General features: G+C 59.4%; 14 protein-coding genes. 8 read left to right on the top strand and 6 right to left on the bottom strand.

What is annotated here, in order from left to right:
• Window positions 1-6: 6 nt before the first annotated feature.
• The 3 genes from rnr to rpmG all read left to right on the top strand — a co-directional run bounded on the left by rnr (window position 7) and on the right by rpmG (window position 4,197).
• Window positions 7-2,271 (top strand): ribonuclease R, encoded by a 2,265-nt coding sequence (rnr, locus tag VOI22_RS16230; protein ID WP_323797493.1) that lies wholly within the window; start codon window positions 7-9, stop codon window positions 2,269-2,271.
• Between the two features lie 178 nt (window positions 2,272-2,449).
• A complete protein-coding gene (locus VOI22_RS16225; RefSeq protein WP_323797492.1) occupies window positions 2,450-3,931 on the top strand; it encodes a S41 family peptidase in 1,482 nt (493 codons plus the stop codon).
• Window positions 3,932-4,029: 98 nt separating this feature from the next.
• Window positions 4,030-4,197, top strand: a complete 168-nt coding sequence (gene rpmG, locus VOI22_RS16220) for a 50S ribosomal protein L33 (RefSeq protein ID WP_028467442.1) — start codon at window positions 4,030-4,032, stop codon at window positions 4,195-4,197.
• Between the two features lie 81 nt (window positions 4,198-4,278).
• Here the strand turns inward: rpmG and VOI22_RS16215 are convergent, their stop codons facing one another.
• Window positions 4,279-5,676, bottom strand: a complete 1,398-nt coding sequence (locus tag VOI22_RS16215; protein WP_323797491.1) for a PleD family two-component system response regulator — start codon at window positions 5,674-5,676, stop codon at window positions 4,279-4,281.
• A 6-nt stretch (window positions 5,677-5,682) separates the two neighbouring features.
• Window positions 5,683-6,066 carry a response regulator gene (locus VOI22_RS16210; RefSeq protein ID WP_281169439.1) on the bottom strand — a complete coding sequence of 128 codons (384 nt, stop codon included), beginning with the start codon at window positions 6,064-6,066 and terminating at the stop codon, window positions 5,683-5,685.
• A 147-nt stretch (window positions 6,067-6,213) separates the two neighbouring features.
• On the opposite strand from VOI22_RS16210, the gene VOI22_RS16205 reads away from it, so the two are divergent.
• Both VOI22_RS16205 and VOI22_RS16200 read left to right on the top strand, forming a co-directional pair.
• Window positions 6,214-7,140: an ROK family protein gene (locus VOI22_RS16205; protein WP_323797490.1), complete on the top strand. Its 927-nt coding sequence runs from the start codon at window positions 6,214-6,216 to the stop codon at window positions 7,138-7,140.
• Between the two features lie 39 nt (window positions 7,141-7,179).
• Window positions 7,180-8,526: a DNA polymerase IV gene (locus VOI22_RS16200; protein WP_323797489.1), complete on the top strand. Its 1,347-nt coding sequence runs from the start codon at window positions 7,180-7,182 to the stop codon at window positions 8,524-8,526.
• A gap of 20 nt (window positions 8,527-8,546) precedes the next feature.
• On the opposite strand, the gene VOI22_RS16195 is transcribed toward VOI22_RS16200, so the two are convergent.
• A complete protein-coding gene (locus tag VOI22_RS16195; protein WP_323797488.1) occupies window positions 8,547-9,356 on the bottom strand; it encodes an EipB family protein in 810 nt (269 codons plus the stop codon).
• A 240-nt stretch (window positions 9,357-9,596) separates the two neighbouring features.
• Here VOI22_RS16195 and VOI22_RS16190 point away from each other — a divergent pair, with 240 nt between their 5' ends.
• Window positions 9,597-10,328, top strand: a complete 732-nt coding sequence (locus tag VOI22_RS16190; RefSeq protein ID WP_323797487.1) for a GGDEF domain-containing protein — start codon at window positions 9,597-9,599, stop codon at window positions 10,326-10,328.
• 228 nt (window positions 10,329-10,556) lie between these two features.
• Window positions 10,557-10,886, top strand: coding sequence for a DMT family transporter (locus VOI22_RS16185; protein ID WP_028467437.1), 330 nt, complete (start codon window positions 10,557-10,559; stop codon window positions 10,884-10,886).
• A 66-nt stretch (window positions 10,887-10,952) separates the two neighbouring features.
• On the opposite strand, the gene VOI22_RS16180 is transcribed toward VOI22_RS16185, so the two are convergent.
• Window positions 10,953-11,918, bottom strand: a complete 966-nt coding sequence (locus VOI22_RS16180) for an SPOR domain-containing protein (RefSeq protein WP_323797486.1) — start codon at window positions 11,916-11,918, stop codon at window positions 10,953-10,955.
• 189 nt (window positions 11,919-12,107) lie between these two features.
• Here VOI22_RS16180 and rnd point away from each other — a divergent pair, with 189 nt between their 5' ends.
• The gene (rnd, locus tag VOI22_RS16175; RefSeq protein ID WP_323797485.1) at window positions 12,108-13,256 is read left to right on the top strand and encodes a ribonuclease D; all 1,149 of its coding nucleotides are present in this window, start codon (window positions 12,108-12,110) and stop codon (window positions 13,254-13,256) included.
• A gap of 17 nt (window positions 13,257-13,273) precedes the next feature.
• On the opposite strand, the gene VOI22_RS16170 is transcribed toward rnd, so the two are convergent.
• Both VOI22_RS16170 and VOI22_RS16165 read right to left on the bottom strand, forming a co-directional pair.
• Window positions 13,274-14,803 (bottom strand): Ppx/GppA family phosphatase, encoded by a 1,530-nt coding sequence (locus tag VOI22_RS16170; RefSeq protein ID WP_323797484.1) that lies wholly within the window; start codon window positions 14,801-14,803, stop codon window positions 13,274-13,276.
• A gap of 3 nt (window positions 14,804-14,806) precedes the next feature.
• Window positions 14,807-16,951, bottom strand: coding sequence for an RNA degradosome polyphosphate kinase (locus tag VOI22_RS16165; RefSeq protein ID WP_323797483.1), 2,145 nt, complete (start codon window positions 16,949-16,951; stop codon window positions 14,807-14,809).
• Window positions 16,952-17,013: the final 62 nt, after the last annotated feature.

Genomic DNA, 17,013 nt, shown 5'->3' with positions numbered 1-17,013 from the left:
GCGCGCGTGGCACCACGCAAAATGCCGCCCGGCTTGCCCAGCCGCGAGGCCATACTCGAATTCATCCGTGACAGCCCAACGCCGGTCGGACGCCGGGAAATCGCGCGCGCCTTCAACATAAAAGGCGCTGACCGCATTCCGCTGAAAGCCATGCTGAAAGATCTGGCGGTGGAAGGCCAGATCGATCTCGGCCGTCACAGGCGCGCGGCGGCACCCGGCACATTGCCGGAAGTAACCGTGGTCGCCATCACCGCTATCGACGATGACGGCAATGCGTCCGCACGCCCGCTTACATGGCGGGAAGAAAACGCCCCGCCGGCCATCACCATCCCTCTCTCCTCCCGAACACCGTCTGTCGGCATCGGGGACAGGGCGCTGGTCAAGCTGGAGCGCACCGATAAGGACCAGTATCGCGGCCGCATCATGCGCCGCCTGGAGAGCTCGGGAGAGCGTGTCGTCGGACAGTTGCGTAAAGAAGGCAAAGGCTACCGGATCGTCTCGTCTGACCGCAGGGCCCGCAGTGATTACGTGGTGGAACCGGGAGATCTCTCGGAGGCAAAACCGGGCGAGCTGGTCGTGGCCGAGATCCTGCCGCGCGGGCGGATGGGGCTCCAGCATGTCCGGATCACCGAAGTGCTGGGTGACGCCAATGCTCCGCGCGCCGTCAGCCTGATCGCCATTGCCGAGCACGAGATACCGGCTGTTTTCCCCGATGCCTGCACGGTCCAGGCCGAGACGTCGAAGCCTGTTACCCTCGGCAAGCGGACCGACCTTCGGAATATTCCCTTCGTCACCATTGACGGCAGCGACGCGCGCGATTTCGACGATGCGGTCCATGCCGAAGTCGACACCGATCCAAAAAACAAGGGCGGGTATCGCATCCTCGTCGCCATCGCGGATGTTGCACACTATGTCCGGCCCGGCGATGCGCTGGACACCGAAGCGCGCAAACGCGGCAATTCGGTCTATTTCCCTGACCGGGTTGTGCCGATGCTGCCGGAGGCCCTCTCGAACGGGCTCTGCTCACTCCGGCCGAACGAAGACCGCGCCTGTCTCGCGGTCGAGATGGTGATTGATTCCCGTGGCCATAAGATGAGCCACAAATTCATGCGCGGACTGATGCGTTCCACAGCGCGCCTGACCTATGAACAGGTGCAGGCTGAGGCTGACGGCACGACCGATACCGATGTTGTACCGGACGGTATCACCGCGCCTCTCTATGGTGCGTTCCGTCTTCTGCTCGCCGCTCGTGAAAAGCGCGGCGCTCTTGACCTTAACCTGCCGGAACGCAAGGTGGTGCTAGGGGACGATGGCAAAATCGCATCCATTGAACCTCGGGAACGGCTCGACAGCCACCAACTGATCGAAGAATTCATGGTGCTGGCGAACGTCGCGGCCGCCGAAACGCTGGAAGCGAAAAAGCGGCCTTGCATGTACCGGGTCCATGAAACACCTGATCCGGAAAAGGTCGCCGCACTGACCGAGTTTCTCAAGGGGCTCGAGATCCCGTTCGGCACATCCGGCGTGATCCGGCCGCAAACCTTCAACGAATTGCTCGCCAAGGTGCGCGGTGAGGTTCACGAAACCGCCGTGAACGAACTGGTACTGCGCAGCCAGAGCCAGGCTGTCTACAGCCCCGAAAACCTCGGCCATTTCGGCCTCGGCCTGAGACGCTATGCCCATTTCACATCCCCGATCCGGCGGTATTCCGATCTACTGGTGCACCGCGCTTTGATCGACGCCCATGGCTTTGGCAAAGACGGTTTGGGCGATATTGAAGCCGAAAGCTTCTTCGAGACCGCAGCGCATATTTCGATGACCGAACGGCGGGCCGCCGCCGCCGAGCGCACGGCGATCGCCCGCTATGTCGCCGCCTTCCTGAGCGAGCAGATCGGCAATACTTTCGAGGCACGTGTCTCCGGCATCGCTTCGGCCGGGATGTTCATGGCGCTTGCCGGTGTTGGTGCCGACGGGCTGCTCCCCATGAAGCGCCTGCCCAACGACTTCTATGATATCGATGAGCACCGTCACTCCCTCTACGGTCGCGCAACCGGGCTGAGCTTCAAGATTGGCGAAACGCTGGTCGTCAAACTGGTCGACGCCGATCCGCTGACGGGTGGTGTTCTGCTGGACTATGTCTCGGGCGGCACCCCCGGTGTGCCTGCCGGGCGCCGCGGAGCGGGACGACAGGGCCCAAAACGGAATCAGCGGTCGGGACCGGCAAAACGCCATCGCGGAAATGCGAAAGGGCGCGCCAAGAAGCCCCGCTGACGTATGCGGTTTTTACGCCTATAGTGGCTATATGGACGATAAGTCATTGAGCCAAAAGACGCAGTGGGGACAGATCCCCCCGACACGGCGGGCAAGAGCCCGGGCCGTCGTCGCCGTTTGCGGCCTTCTCCTGACTTTGCTTGCCGCCTGCGCCTCGCCTCGCGCTCCATCAGACCCCATGGCATTCAACCGTGACGACGCGGCAGAGGTCTTTTCAGCTGGCTTCGAGGGCATTACCAGCTTCTATCTCGAAGAAACAGATCTGCCCTCACTCGCCGTCGCCGGCCTCTCCGGGTTGAAAACCTTGGACGACACCATCACCGTCACTGATCGTGGCGAGTTGATTGTGATCGGCCGCAACGGGCATGAAGTCGCCGCCCTCTCCGTCCCCGATGCCGACGATGTGGCGCGCTGGAGCATGTTGATGGCAGCCGCGGTCGATAGCGGACGCCAGCTCTCCCCCACGCTCCGGGAAGCACCGCCCGAGACCCTCTACGACGCGATCTTCAAAGCCGCCCTGCAAGACCTTGACCGATTCTCCAGATATACGACAGCGACAGCGGCCAATCGGAACCGGGCACACCGTCGCGGATATTCGGGAATAGGCATCCTGCTGTTCGAAAATCACGGCACCATCTACATCGAAGAAGTCTACGAAGACGGTCCCGCAGCTCAGAGTGGCCTCCAGGTGGGAGACAGTATCGTCGCGATCGATGGCGAGACCGTCGACGGACTTGATGCCGTTGCCGTCTCGGATTTGCTGCGCGGACCCAGTGGCAGCGAGGTTCGAGTGACGACATCCAGCGACGAGATCCACAGGACAGCTGTTGTCACACGCGCACCGGTGATCGAACAGACCGTGTTCTCGAGCGGCAAGGGCGATACCGCGTATTTCGAAATCCGCAGCTTCAATGAAGACACAGCCGCCAGCCTTTCCCGCAAGGTTGGGCAAATGGCGGCAAAGCTCGGGCCGTCAATGAACGGCATTATCCTCGATTTCAGGAATAATCGAGGCGGCGTTCTGCGCGATGCGATCTCCATCGCAGACCTCTTCATCGAGAACGGCCGCATCCTCCTGACCAAGGGCCGGCACCCGCGTTCGGTAAAGGAGTTCAAGGCACACAATCCCGACATCGCCGTCGGCATGCCGCTGATCGTGCTGATCAACCATGATTCTGCATCAGCCTCGGAAGTTGTCGCCGGTGCCCTGCAGGATAGCGGGCGCGCCGTCCTGATCGGCGGCCGGACCTATGGTAAGGGCACAGTGCAGATGATCGTCCACCTGCCGAATGAGGGCGAGCTGATCATCACCTGGGCGCGCATGTATACGCCGTCGGGATATCCGATCGGCCCCTTCGGGGTCTATCCGACCATCTGCACTGACGAAATCAAAGACCCGTCGCTGCAGCATGTTGCCGGGACGGCCCGCACAGCGGCCATACGCGCCCGTGAACTCCTCCGGCTACGCCGCATAGCACAGGACCTTGACGACAGCATTCAGGAAGCCTTGCTCGGCCGCTGTGGCGACCGGGCGCCCGCCACAGACGGGAATGACCTGGATCTCGCGCTTGCTTTGAAATTATTGGGACAGCGCAGTCTGTTCGACCGTGCTTTCGAAGCCTCACTGATAGCATCGCAATGGCCGTCGAAAGCCCAATGAAGGCGCTTGAAAATGGCCCGCTGATCTCCGCTTGACAGAGCCTGTTATATGGATATGTTTGCGGCCTTCTAATTCACTTTGACCGATGGGGAACGGCTATGGCCAAGCCCGCGACAGTTCTGATCAAGCTCGTCAGCTCCGCTGACACCGGATACTTCTACGTAACGAAGAAGAATCCGCGTACGCAGACCGAGAAACTTCAGCTCAAGAAGTATGACCCGGTCGTACGCAAGCACGTGCTTTTCAAGGAATCCAAGATCAAATAAGTTTATCTTATTGTGGTTTCTTGAACGGGTCGCCTTGGCGGCCCGTTTTGCATTTCAGACATAAAAACGGAGATTGCGGACTTAGCTAACTTCCGGGCCAACTTCCGGAATGTCGGAGACGACTCGGTTTCGACCAGCATTCTTCGCCCCGTAAAGCGCCTTGTCCGCACGCTTCATCAGGTCCTCGACGGTCTTGTCTTCGCCCGTGCGCATGGTCAGACCGATGCTGATGTTTACCGAGACTGGCTCTTCAACCCCTTCGCAGGAAACATTGGTCTCAGAGACGCGGCGACGCAACCGCTCGGCCACAGCCTCGGCGAATTCTTCCGAGGTATCGGGCATAACCACCACGAATTCCTCGCCCCCGATCCGCGCGATCATATCGACGGATCTGAGGCTGTTGATCAAAGCTTCCGCGACCGCCTTCAGGACCTTGTCGCCGACGATGTGCCCGTGGGTATCGTTGACCGCTTTGAAATGGTCGATATCCAGCATCAGGAGCGCCAGCGGCTTGCGGCGCTCGACCGCGTTGTCCATCAGGCCTTTCAGATAGGTTTCCAAGTAGCGCCGGTTATAGAGCCCTGTGAGGCTATCGATCAGCGCCATGGACAGGGAGCGCTCATAACTTTCGCGCAGCCGGTCCTGGAAGCGCCGGCGGCGGATCTGGGTGCGGGAACGCGCAGCGAGCTCGTTCTTGTCCAACGGCTTCATGATATAATCGTTCGCGCCGAGATCGAGCGCTTTCGCAAGCTTGTCGATCTGGTCTATTTCGCCGGTCATCAATATGGGGATCTGCCGCGTCCGTTCCGTCGACCGGAACTGGGATACAAGCCGCAGCGCGTCTTCGTCCTCCAGATTGAGACTACAGACGATCAGTTCGATATCTTCACCCGCAGCGATTTCCCGCGCCTGCGCGGCCCCCGGGCAGGTGAAAACCATGTTTTCATCCCTGCTCAGAATTTTCTGCGTATTGGTTGCGTCAATGGGATTGTCTTCAATCAGGAGAATGCGCCCGGCCCGATAGTCCATAGCCAAGCCGTTCGCACCGGTTTCCAGTACGCCGAAATGAGCTGAAGTCTGCTCCCTCAGCAACCACTCATCGATCATGACCTTCAGACGCAGCAGGGATCGGACCCGCGCAAAAAGAGCGGTATCGTCGACCGGTTTTGTCAGGAAATCGTCCGCCCCGGCTTCAAGGCCCCGAACCCTGTCGGAAGGATCGCTGAGAGCTGTTACCATAACGACCGGGAGATGTGCGGTTGCCGGGTTGCTGCGAATTCTCTTGCAGACCTCGAAGCCGTCGATGCCAGGCATCATAACATCGAGCAGCACGATGTCAGGCGTATCCGACTGGATCATTTCCAGGGCATCGGGGCCATTTGTAGCCGTTCGAACATCGAAATACTCGCTCATCAGCTTGGCTTCGAGCAGCTTGATGTTCGGCAGGACGTCGTCGACGACGAGTACGCGTCCGGGCATCGCGGTCTATCCGAGGAATTTCTGGACGGTCTCCAGGAAATGGCTCACCGAAATCGGTTTAGCAATATATGCCTCACAGCCGCCTTCCCTGATCTTCTCCTCATCGCCCTTCATGGCAAAAGCCGTGACGGCGATAACGGGAATGGAATTCAGATCGTCGTCTTCCTTGATCCATTTCGTGACTTCCAGACCCGAAACCTCGGGCAACTGGATGTCCATCAGGATGAGGTCTGGACGCTTCTCACGCGCAATCTTCAATGCTTCCATGCCATCGCGCGTACCGAGGATATTGTACCCGTGCGCCTCCAGCAGATCGTGAAACAGTTTCATGTTGAGCTCGTTATCCTCAACGATCAGCACTGTTTTTTCGACCGACGTTTCTGCCGTCACTACGTCCTCCATCCGACCCGCTGATCGGGCTTCCTGCCCGGTTATCCTGTATGCCACAGGCACAGGATAAAAAAGAATATCTTACAAATGAATAAACAGTCTAAACCCTTCCAGCGCAAGTGACCAATGAACTAAGCGGAGCTGGGCATGAGGCAGTTAGAGCCATCCGGTTTCAGGATCGGGATTGATCTCGGCGGAACGAAAACCGAGGCCGTCGCACTCAGCCCTTCCAGCGAGGTTGTCGCGCAGGAAAGAGTGCCGACCATCAAGGGCGACTACGCGGCCACGATCTCGACCATTTCCGGCTTGGTGAACCGCACCGAAAAGCAAATTGGGCAGACATGCACGGTCGGAATCGGCATGCCTGGCGCAGCGTCGCGGGAAACCGGGCTGGTGAAGAACGCCAACTCGACCTGGCTGATCGCAAAGCCCCTCCAGAAGGATCTCGAAGAGGTCCTGAAGCGCCCCATTCGACTACAGAACGATGCGAACTGCTTTGCCGTGTCAGAGGCCATCGACGGCGCCGGCAAGGACGCCGAGATTGTGTTCGGGGTCATCCTCGGCACCGGCGTCGGAGCCGGGATTGCAATTCGTGGCGAATGCCTCGAAGGCTGCAACGCGATCGCCGGGGAATGGGGGCACAATCCGCTGCCCGCCCCCATGGACGACGAACGCCCGGGGCCGCTCTGCTATTGCGGCCGGCACGGCTGCATCGAGACTTTCCTCTCAGGCCCGGCATTCGAGCGGCAATATGCCGAAGCCTGCGGCACGGAGATTGGCGCCCATGAAATTGAAACGCTGGCAGCCTCCGGGGACACGCGCGCGGACGCCATCATGAGACGATATGAGGCGCGGCTCGCAAGGGCCCTCGCCTCTGTCATCAACATCCTGGACCCTGACGTCATTGTACTTGGAGGCGGCCTGTCCAATATCCGCAGGCTCTATGACACTGTCCCGACGCTATGGGAGCCTCACGTGTTTTCGGATAGTGTGAGAACGAGATTGAGCCCTCCCATGCATGGCGATTCGAGCGGTGTCCGGGGAGCTGCGTGGCTTTGGCCGCCCTCGCTTTAGGAAAGGGCCGGCCGCGATGGCTGCGACGGGACAACGAGCATGACCGAGCAGGCGCCCGATAGCCCGATTTTATGCCGGGATTGTTTTGCGTGGCTGCCAGAAACAGCCACGCACGGAGATGCACGCTGCCCGAAATGCGGCTCGCCCCGCATGGTCAGCCACCCCGAGCTCCGCGCCCTTGCCATCGCCCATATCGATTGCGACGCGTTTTATGCCACCGTGGAGAAGCGCGACAATCCGGAACTCCGCAGCAAACCTGTGATCGTCGGAGGCGGGCGCCGCGGTGTTGTCTCCGCCGCCTGTTATGTCGCGCGAACCTACGGTGTCCGCTCCGCAATGCCGATGTTCAAGGCGCTCAAGGCATGCCCCGGCGCCGTTGTCATCAAACCGGACATGCAGAAATACAGTCGTGTCGGCAAACAAATCCGCGAGCTGATGCTTTCCGTCACCCCGATGATTGAGCCAATCTCAATCGACGAGGCGTTTCTTGATCTCACCGGGACCGAGAGACTGCATCATGCCCCGCCATCGGAAACCTTGTGCCGGCTGGTAGCCCGGATCGAAGCCGAGACCGGGATCACCGCTTCCATCGGGCTCAGCTACAACAAGTTTCTCGCCAAGGTGGCGTCCGATCTCGACAAGCCTCGAGGCTTTGCTGCCATCGGCCAGGAAGAGGCTACCGCATTCCTGAAAAACCGCCCCGTGACCACCATCTGGGGCGTGGGCAAATCCCTGCATGAGAAATTACGGAGTGATGGCATCGAAACGGTCGGCCATCTGCAGGGCATGGAAGAAGCCGCCCTGATCCGCCGCTATGGCGGCATCGGCATGCGCCTGGCCCGCTTCTCCCATGGCCGGGACGACCGCAAGATCGAGCCGCGGTCGCCGGCCAAGAGCGTCTCCTGCGAGACCACTTTCGCGAATGATATCTCGAAACTGGATGCGCTGGATCCCATTCTGTGGCGCCTCTGCGAGGAACTCTCGACCCGCCTGAAAACCAAGGCCCTGAGCGGGAAGACCATTGTCCTGAAATTGAAAACTTCGGATTTCAAGGGCATCACCCGCCAGGTTCATCACCACGGCTCCACCCAGATGGCGGATACGCTCTATCGGGCAGGCAAGCACCTGCTCGAACGCGAAATCGATGGCCGGAAATTTCGCCTGATGGGCATAGGCGTCTCCGATCTGGCCGACCCTGACGGCGCGGACCTACCCGATCTGGCGGACCCAGAAATGGAACATCGCCTGAAAGTGGAACACGCGATGGATGCCGTACGAGCGAAACTTGGCGCGAAGGCGATCGAAAAAGGCCGCGGCTTCAAGAAAGCCGTCGAGAAGCAAGGCATCAGCGCCCGTATTCCTGAGGAAAACGACGGCGAAAGCTAAGCGGACGACGTAGCCCGTACTCAGCAACTGCCCGGCGGTAGCCGTTCAAGGCGCTGCAAGGCAACATCCACGGTGAATTCCTTGAAATGGATCTCAAGCCGGCGAGCGATACCGTTTTCATGCAGGTCGACGGCCAATTCATAATCCGGCGACTCCGTCTTATTTTCCGGCCCGTAGAAAGCCAGCCTGACCGGCCAGTACGGCCCTGAAATCAGCGGCTCCTCCTCCCCCTCGGGGACAATCTCCAGTCCGATCGCGGCAGAGACAAACCCCGCGGGCTCAAACTCCGAGCCATCGAACAGCGATGCCGAAAAGAACTTTTCTCCGGCGGCCATTTTCTTGAGTAGGGCAATCGTGTGCTGGCTCGGAAACATGACATCGGCCGGCAGCTCCATCTCGACCTCGCCCGGCGCCGTAAAGTTGGCCGTTGCCGAGCCCGATGGAGACCGTTGCGCCCGGCCTTCCAAAGCTTCACCACCACCGGCGCCAAAATCCTTGTTCACAATGAACCGAAACGATGAGCCGTCCTTGGCTTCCCAGGTCGTCATCGTGGAATCGACACTGCTCCTCATACCCTCGGCACTTTCCAGGATCATCAGATTGCGCTGATTGATTGCCCAGCCGTCGCATGCATCCCGCCACTCGAAAGCCATCTGGCCACCGACAGCCGCAACATCATTGGTCCCGGGCACACCCTTGAGTGAAAGACGGTAAAGCGCCTTGTGCGGCACGAGCTGGCTTACAGATGCCGCTGCGACTGGAATCGGCATGGCCGATTGCACCGCAATGGCGGCGAAAATCAGCGCAGTCAGTTTCAGAACGGATTTCAAACAGTCCTCCCTCGGCTCAGCAGAGCCTGGTGGTCAATCTCGCGGAAGGCACCCGGCACAGCTTGCCCCGTACCCGGCAATTCCTTCCGCCTATCCAACAATATGGACCTGCGTTTTGAAATTGTAACTGGGCTTAGAGAAAAATATTTCATTAATTTCAATTACTTCCAAGTCACTCCATGAGTGGCATACCCCATGCATTCCCTAGGGAGCGAGAAACAACAACTTAGGTGGTGTGACATGTCGAACCTCATGCACCCGCAGACGCAGGAACTGGAAGACACGAACTTGACGAGCGCTTTCGCAAATCTTGACGTTGGCAATCTCCTCTCCCGCATGCCGGCAGATATCGCGGACCGCGCTTCTCAGATCGTTAAAGATCAGGACCTGAACGACACCGAAATCGCATTGCGTCTTGCCATGATTGCAATGACCGAAGCCGAGAACCGGATCGCACGGCAGGAAAAGCGCATCACTTTCCTCGAAGGTCTGTCCGTCACGGACGAGCTGACGGGGCTGCTGAACCGGCGCGGCTTCAGTGATCGCCTGCAGAGCGCTCTCGCAGCCGCAAAGCGTCAGGGGCTGACCGGCGCACTGTTGCTGATCGACCTCGACAAGTTCAAAGCCGTCAATGACAGCTACGGGCACATGGCTGGCGACGCACTACTGGTGACCGTTGCAAGAATTCTCCAGTCGCGGACCCGCGAAACCGACAGTATCGCACGCCTTGGCGGCGACGAATTCGCAGTCATCATGCCGGGCGCCAACGACGACGAAGCAGCCGCACGGATCGCGGCGCTCGACCAGGAACTGAATACGCGGACCCTGCAGTGGAACGGGTCCTCCATCCATCTTCACGCAAGTGTTGGTCACGACGCCTACGGTCAGGACGACACCGAAACCGAATTGCTCGACAGGGTCGACCGCGCAATGTACGCGCGGAAGCAAAACAGTCCGTTCTCGGCACTGTAATCGCCCCTGCCTTGCAACCTACTTGTCGATACGGGCTTCTGCCTTCTCTGTCGGCAAGCACCCAGAGCAAACCTGAGGGAGCTGAGCAATCAGCTCCCTCTTTTTCTTTCTGCCCCAGCCGCGACCAGGTTGCCCACGCAGATGGAAATGCCTAGGTTTTGCCTGCCTGCGGCACCGAGCGCTCGCTCACAACGTCGCAGCTTCAGCGCATTCACAGGAGCAAGCCACATGGCTTACCTCTTTCTCGCCCTCGCCATCATTGCCGAAGTGATCGGCACGATGGCGTTGAAAGCAACCAACGGCTTCACGGTTATCCTGCCATCGGCCATCGTGCTGGTCGCCTATGCCGCCGCCTTTGTTCTGTTGAGCTTCTGTCTCCGGGAAATTCCCGTCGGCATCGCTTATGGTATTTGGGCTGGCATCGGGATTGTGCTGGTGACCGTGGCCGGCGCTCTAATCTACAAGCAGATCCCGGATCTTCCCGCCATCATCGGCCTGCTGCTGATCGTGGCCGGGGTCACCGTCATTCATCTCTTCTCGAAGAGCACCGGGCATTAAAAAACACCCGGCTCGAAAACCGGGTGTAATCTTACTCAATCAGGAACGGCCACGCAGGCCGCCAGGTCAATTCGTTAATTTGGCTGCCCAGGGCTGTTTGCCGGAAACCGGTCCAATCGCGGAAGCCATTTGCAGTGCGTCCTTGCCGGTGAAGGGTCCGACGGCGACCCGATGCCACAGACTGCCTCTGACATGCACCGACATGATGACCGGCGCCGAGCCGATAGAGTCCGGCGCCGTTTCTTTCAGGTGCTCCGCCCGTTTCTTGTCACGGAAGGAGCCGAGCATCACGAAATGGTCCGCAGGCTGCGCTTTATCCGACCCCATTGCAGCACGATGGATCGGCCGCTGCACCGGAAGAATCGTCATTTCCGCCGCGCTATCACGGCTTATGCTTCGCTTGTGCTCGGTAAGACCCTCATCAGGCGATACTTTCCAGCTCGTCATGGAAGAGATCGGCAGGGCAAGTTGGTCATCTTTCGAAACAACACTTTTAAGCTCGATCGGCTCCAGCGCATGTCCGGGATCGATCGGAGCAAACCCGGCGACAGTCAAATCGTTGAGCGGCGAGAGGCCCGCGCTGATGGAGGATGGAACGGCACTCCCCCCATCGTCGCCAAAGATCATCTTGGAAAGCGAAGTTCTGGAGGCTGTGACGTCTGGGCTCTGCACATCGCGCTCTCCATCAACGAACACCGTCAGGATCGTCTCTCCCGAGACCGTTCCCTCGGGAATTGAATTCTGATCGATCCAGTCGTCGGAATCCCCCGGGTAGTACGCCACGAGTTCTGTCAGAGGCTTCGTGTTATCGCCATCGTAGGTACGGCACGGGTCATCGCCGAAAACCACGCGCAGCATCGAGCAGTCTTCATCCGCTGCGGCGGAAATGACGTGGTCGGCAGTGGTTTTTCCGGTGGTAAGGAACGCGAGACCGGATAATCCGGTGGTGGCAAGGCTGATTGCCGGCGGGATCGCAGGAAGGCAACCACCCAACAAAAGCGGTAACACCGCAACCACAAGACCTCGCCTCATATCGATTCCCCCGCAAGAATCAACGACTTATTCTGTTTTATTTTAGCGGAATCTCAAAAATAGGCAAGCCTCGCAGTTTATCTAAATTTATCACGTCTCCGCCCGACCGCTTATAGCGTTGAAATCAGGAGACTGTTTTGGCTCAAAGGCAGCATTCCGCTGCGCGTGTTTTCCGTGTATGAGAACCCTATGACCGTTATTACCGATACCGCTGCGCTCTCCGCCGTCTGTGCCGAGTTCGCGACCGAAGACTTCGTGACAATCGACACGGAGTTCATGCGCGAGAAGACCTACTACCCCCAGCTTTGCCTGGTTCAGTTAGGGAACGACGAGAAGGCTGTCGCCATCGACACCCTCGCGGACGGGCTCGACCTTGCCCCGCTTATCGAGCTGCTGAAGAACAAAAATGTTCTGAAGGTCTTCCATGCGGCACGCCAGGATCTTGAGATATTCTACCATCTCTGCGGAGAGCTCCCGGCGCCGATTTTCGACACGCAGGTCGCCGGCATGATCTGCGGCTTCGGGGATTCTGTTTCCTACGACAAGCTGGTGCAGAGCCTGACTGGCGTTCATCTCGATAAAAGCTCACGTTTCGCGGACTGGTCCCATCGGCCTCTCAGTGAGAAGCAGATCGGCTACGCGCTTGCCGATGTCATCCACCTTCGCCCTGTCTATCGCGCCCTGGTGGAAAGCATCGAGAAATCCGGCCGTATGGACTGGATTGCGGACGAGGTCGCTAAAATGGCGGACCCGGCGATTTACGACCCCGATCCTGAAACCGTCTGGCAACGCCTGAAAGTCCGCAGCGGGAAACCCAGGTTTTTGGCCGTTTTGCAGCAGATCGCGGCCTTCCGTGAACGCGAGGCACGGCAGCGGGATGTGCCGCGTAATCGTATCCTGCGCGATGACGTGCTGATGGATATCGCCGCACACGCACCGAGCACACCGGAAGAACTGGCCCGCACCCGGACCTTCAACGCACAGGTGGCGAACGGCCGGCTGGGTCAGGAAATCATCAAAGTCGTCAACAAGGCCCTCGCGATACCGAACGATGCCTGCCCCAGGCTTCCGGCAAAGGACGACAGGCGCGAAGCGCCCGGCCCGATTGTCGAGTTGCTAAAGGTGCTGCTGAAAATCCGCTCGGACGAGGAAAAAGTCGCCGCCCGCCTGATCGCAAATGCGGCCGACATCGAGTCCATCGCGCTGGACGATGATGCGGATGTTCCTGCTCTGACGGGCTGGCGCCGCGATCTGTTTGGCGCCGATGCAGTCAATCTGAAACACGGACGCATCGGACTGACCGCCGAAGCCGGGAAAATCAAGCTGATGCGGCTCTGACGGAGCCGCATCACTTTTTAATATTCGATCCGGATTTCCTGACCCAGCGCTTCTGACAGCGCTGCGATTCTCCGCGTAACCACGTCACCGCCGAGCCCGCCCTGGTGGCCGTGCATGCTGATGACAAAGCCGCGCTCTCCCACCATGTCACGCTCACGCTCAAGCCGGGCGCTCTCCAGAAGCTCCGTCGCACCACCTGACAGCGTCAGCGCAAGCCGCAGGGCAAGTCCGACCTTGTAGGCCAGATCGCGCCGGCGGATCGACAACAGCTTACGGACCCGATGGGTCCCCTCTTCTTCAATACTGCCGGTGTAACGAGCCAGGATCGCATAAGCCAGAAACACCCGGTCGGCATGGTTCAATCCGACGACCGGCAGGCGCAGAACCCGGATGAAGGCATGCTCGCCACGATAGCTCGGATGCTCGCCCCAGGCGAAATCACTGAGAATGCACGCCGTCCGGATCAGGCGTTGTTCCGCAGCAGGAACGCCCTCGAAAAATGGTGCAATCCAGCGTTCAAGAACCTCCGGGTGCGGGCTGAAACGGCTGCTCTTGCGGGCAATATCCATGCAACTGTCGACCAGCGGATCGCGCGCCTGCTCGCCCTGCGGCAGCCGGTCATAGAGGCACCCTTCGCGCAATCCGAAAGACGAAAACACAACCTCGCGCGGACGACCGAGTTCAATCACCCGTTTCAGAACCAGAGCCGTAACGGGCAGCTTTTCCACGCGGCGTTTTGAAACCGCATCGAGAGCACGCAGATCCTTCCGGCCCGTCCGGGTAATTTCATCGAGGAAACGGACAGCTTCCTCGGCCCCAATTGCATAGTGATGGATCACCGCCAAAGGATAGTCGGTCAATTCCATATGCGCGCGCGCAAGGCTGCGCCAGGCGCCGCCGACAGAGAACAGGTCACGGCCTGACATGGCGTCAAGCCAAAGCACGCCGTTCAGAATGGAGTCGATCCTGTCCGTCAACTCGTCCCGGTTCTGCCGGGTGAGTTCGCCGAGCCGGAGCGGCCCTAGGGGCGTGGTCTCGAAACGGCGCGCCTTGCTGTTCTGGACATCGACAAGCTCGAGGCTGCCGCCACCAAGATCGCCGACCACACCATCAGCCTCCGGGAAAGCACTGATCACCCCGAGGGCGGACAGGCGGGCCTCTTCATCTCCCGACAACACCATGACACGGGCACCGAACCGGCCTTCGACGGCCGAGACGAACTCATCCCCGTTCCGGGCATCGCGGACAGCTGCCGTTGCCAGCACACGGACCTCGGAAACGCCCATACCCTTGGCGATCGTGAAATAACGCTCCAGGTTCTCCATTGCCGAGCGGACACCCTGCTCGGACAGATGTCCGGTTTCCTGCAACCCCGTGCCGAGGCCGCAAAGCGCTTTTTCATTGAACAACGGAATGGGCATCCGCCCATCGCCTTCGAAAACGACGAGACGGATAGAGTTCGATCCAATATCCAGCACTCCAACGAGGCCGCTGTGGTCGGGCCCGTTATTGGAGATCCAGCCGTCTTGAGAAAAGGGAACTGACAAACGTTATTCCGTGCCGCTCAGCTTCTTGGGCATTTCGTTCGACCGCTTCAGAGCACTGCCGCGGCCGGACAGGCTTGGATTGGTCATGAAATATTTATGTGCCGAGAACGCTCCCGCACCGGCAGCAACCCGGACAAAGCGACCATCCGGCTCCGCGATCCAGGAATTCGTCTCGTCCTTCAGGTTCGCCACCATGATCTGGTCCAGAACCTGGCGGTGCACCGTCCGGTTTTCGATAGGCACGAAATGCTCCACCCGGCGATCCAGATTACGCGTCATCCAGTCAGCGGACGACATGTACACTTTCGCCTGATCGGAGGGAAGCTTCCGACCATTGCCGAAACAGAATATCCGCGAATGCTCAAGGAACCTGCCCACAATGCTCTGCACATGGATGTTCTCCGATAAACCCGGCAATCCTGGCCGCAGGCAGCAGATACCGCGGATGACCAGTTCGATCTTCACGCCCTCGTTCGAGGCCCGGTACAACAGATCAATCAGGTCCGGATCGACCAGAGAATTCATCTTTGCCCAGATTGTTGCCGGCTTGCCCTGCCGGGCAAATTCGATCTCGGTATCAACAAGCTCGTGCACCTTCTGGCGCATGGTCAGCGGCGAGAGCGACAGCTTGTCCATCTGCTGCGGCGTGGCATAGCCGGTCATGTAGTTGAACATGCGCGCGGCATCCCGACAGAGCACCGGGTCGCAGGTGAAGAAGGAAAGGTCCGTATAGATCTTCGCCGTGATCGGATGATAGTTGCCGGTCCCAAAATGCACGTAGTTCCTGAGGCCGTTGCCCTCGCGCCGGACCACCAGAGAGATCTTCGCGTGGGTCTTCAGATCCACAAAACCGTAGACGACCTGGACGCCGGCGCGTTCCAGGTCACGGGCAAGACGGATATTCGCCTCCTCATCGAAGCGGGCTTTCAACTCGACCATGGCCGTGACCGACTTGCCGGCTTCCGCCGCTTCGATCAGGGCATTGACGATCGGGCTGCCTTTGGACGTTCGGTAAAGCGTCTGCTTGATCGAGACCACCGCCGGGTCCGCCGCCGCCTGACGCAGGAACTGGACGACGACGTCGAAGCTCTCATAGGGGTGGTGGACAACAATGTCCTTGGCGCGGATCGCCGCCAGGCAATCGCCGCCGAAATCACGGATACGCTCCGGGAAACGCGGATTGAACGGTTTCCAAAGCAGGTCCGGGCGCTCGCTGACAATCAGCTGCGACAGATCCGCAAGGCCAACCATCTCGTCCAGGGTGAAGAGATCCTCTTTCGCCACCTTCATCTCATCGACAACAAAGTTCCGGAGATCTTCCGGCATGTCCTTGTTCATCGAGAGGCGAATAACGTTACCGCGCCGCCGACGCTTCAGGGCCGACTCGAACGACAGGACGAGATCTTCGGCTTCTTCATCCACTTCCATTTCACTGTCGCGCAGGACCCGAAAGATACCGTGTCCGGCAACGGTGAAATTCGGGAACAGCTGGTCGACATGCTCGATGATCACCTGCTCGATAGCGATGAAACGGATATCCTTGCCCGGCAGGCGGACAAAACGGCCCACCTGCGCCGGAAGCGGGAGCAAGGCTTCCATATCGATGGCGTTGGAGGCATCCGTGAGCTGCATGGCGAGGCAGACGCCGCCGTTCGGAAGGAACGGGAACGGATGCGCCGGATCGATTGCGAGCGGGGTCAGCAGGGGGAATACCTGATCGATGAAATGGCCCTCGAGCCACTTCCGTTCTGCGGTAGTGAGGTCAGCTGCGGTGATCAGATGAAACCCGGCCGTGCGCAGCTCGCCAAGCAGCATGGCAAGATACTGCTGCTGTACGGCGATCAGTTCAGCGGCCTTTTCCGAGATAGCGACAAGCTGGTTCGTCGGAGAGAGACCATCCGCGCTCGGCGTGGTCACGCCGGCATTCACCATGCCTTTCAGACCGGCCACCCGGACCGTGTAGAACTCGTCGAGGTTCGACGCTGAAATGGATACGAACCGAAGTCGTTCCAGCAACGGGTGCGCGGGATTGTTCGCTTCTTCGAGAACGCGGGCATTGAAGCCGAGCCAGGACAGTTCCCTGTTGAAAAACCGCTCGGGCGATGTCGCGTCAATACGCGTCGTGCTTTCCGCCTGACTCTCGCTCACGGGGTCGTCTCCTCGTCATGACTATCGTGTGGACCTCGCAGCGCCAACAGCGCTTCTCGCTG

This window comes from Nisaea sp., assembly GCF_034670185.1.
GTDB lineage: Bacteria > Pseudomonadota > Alphaproteobacteria > Thalassobaculales > Thalassobaculaceae > Nisaea.
Note: the sequence above shows the minus strand (reverse complement) of the source record. Positions and strands in the feature narration are given on the sequence as shown.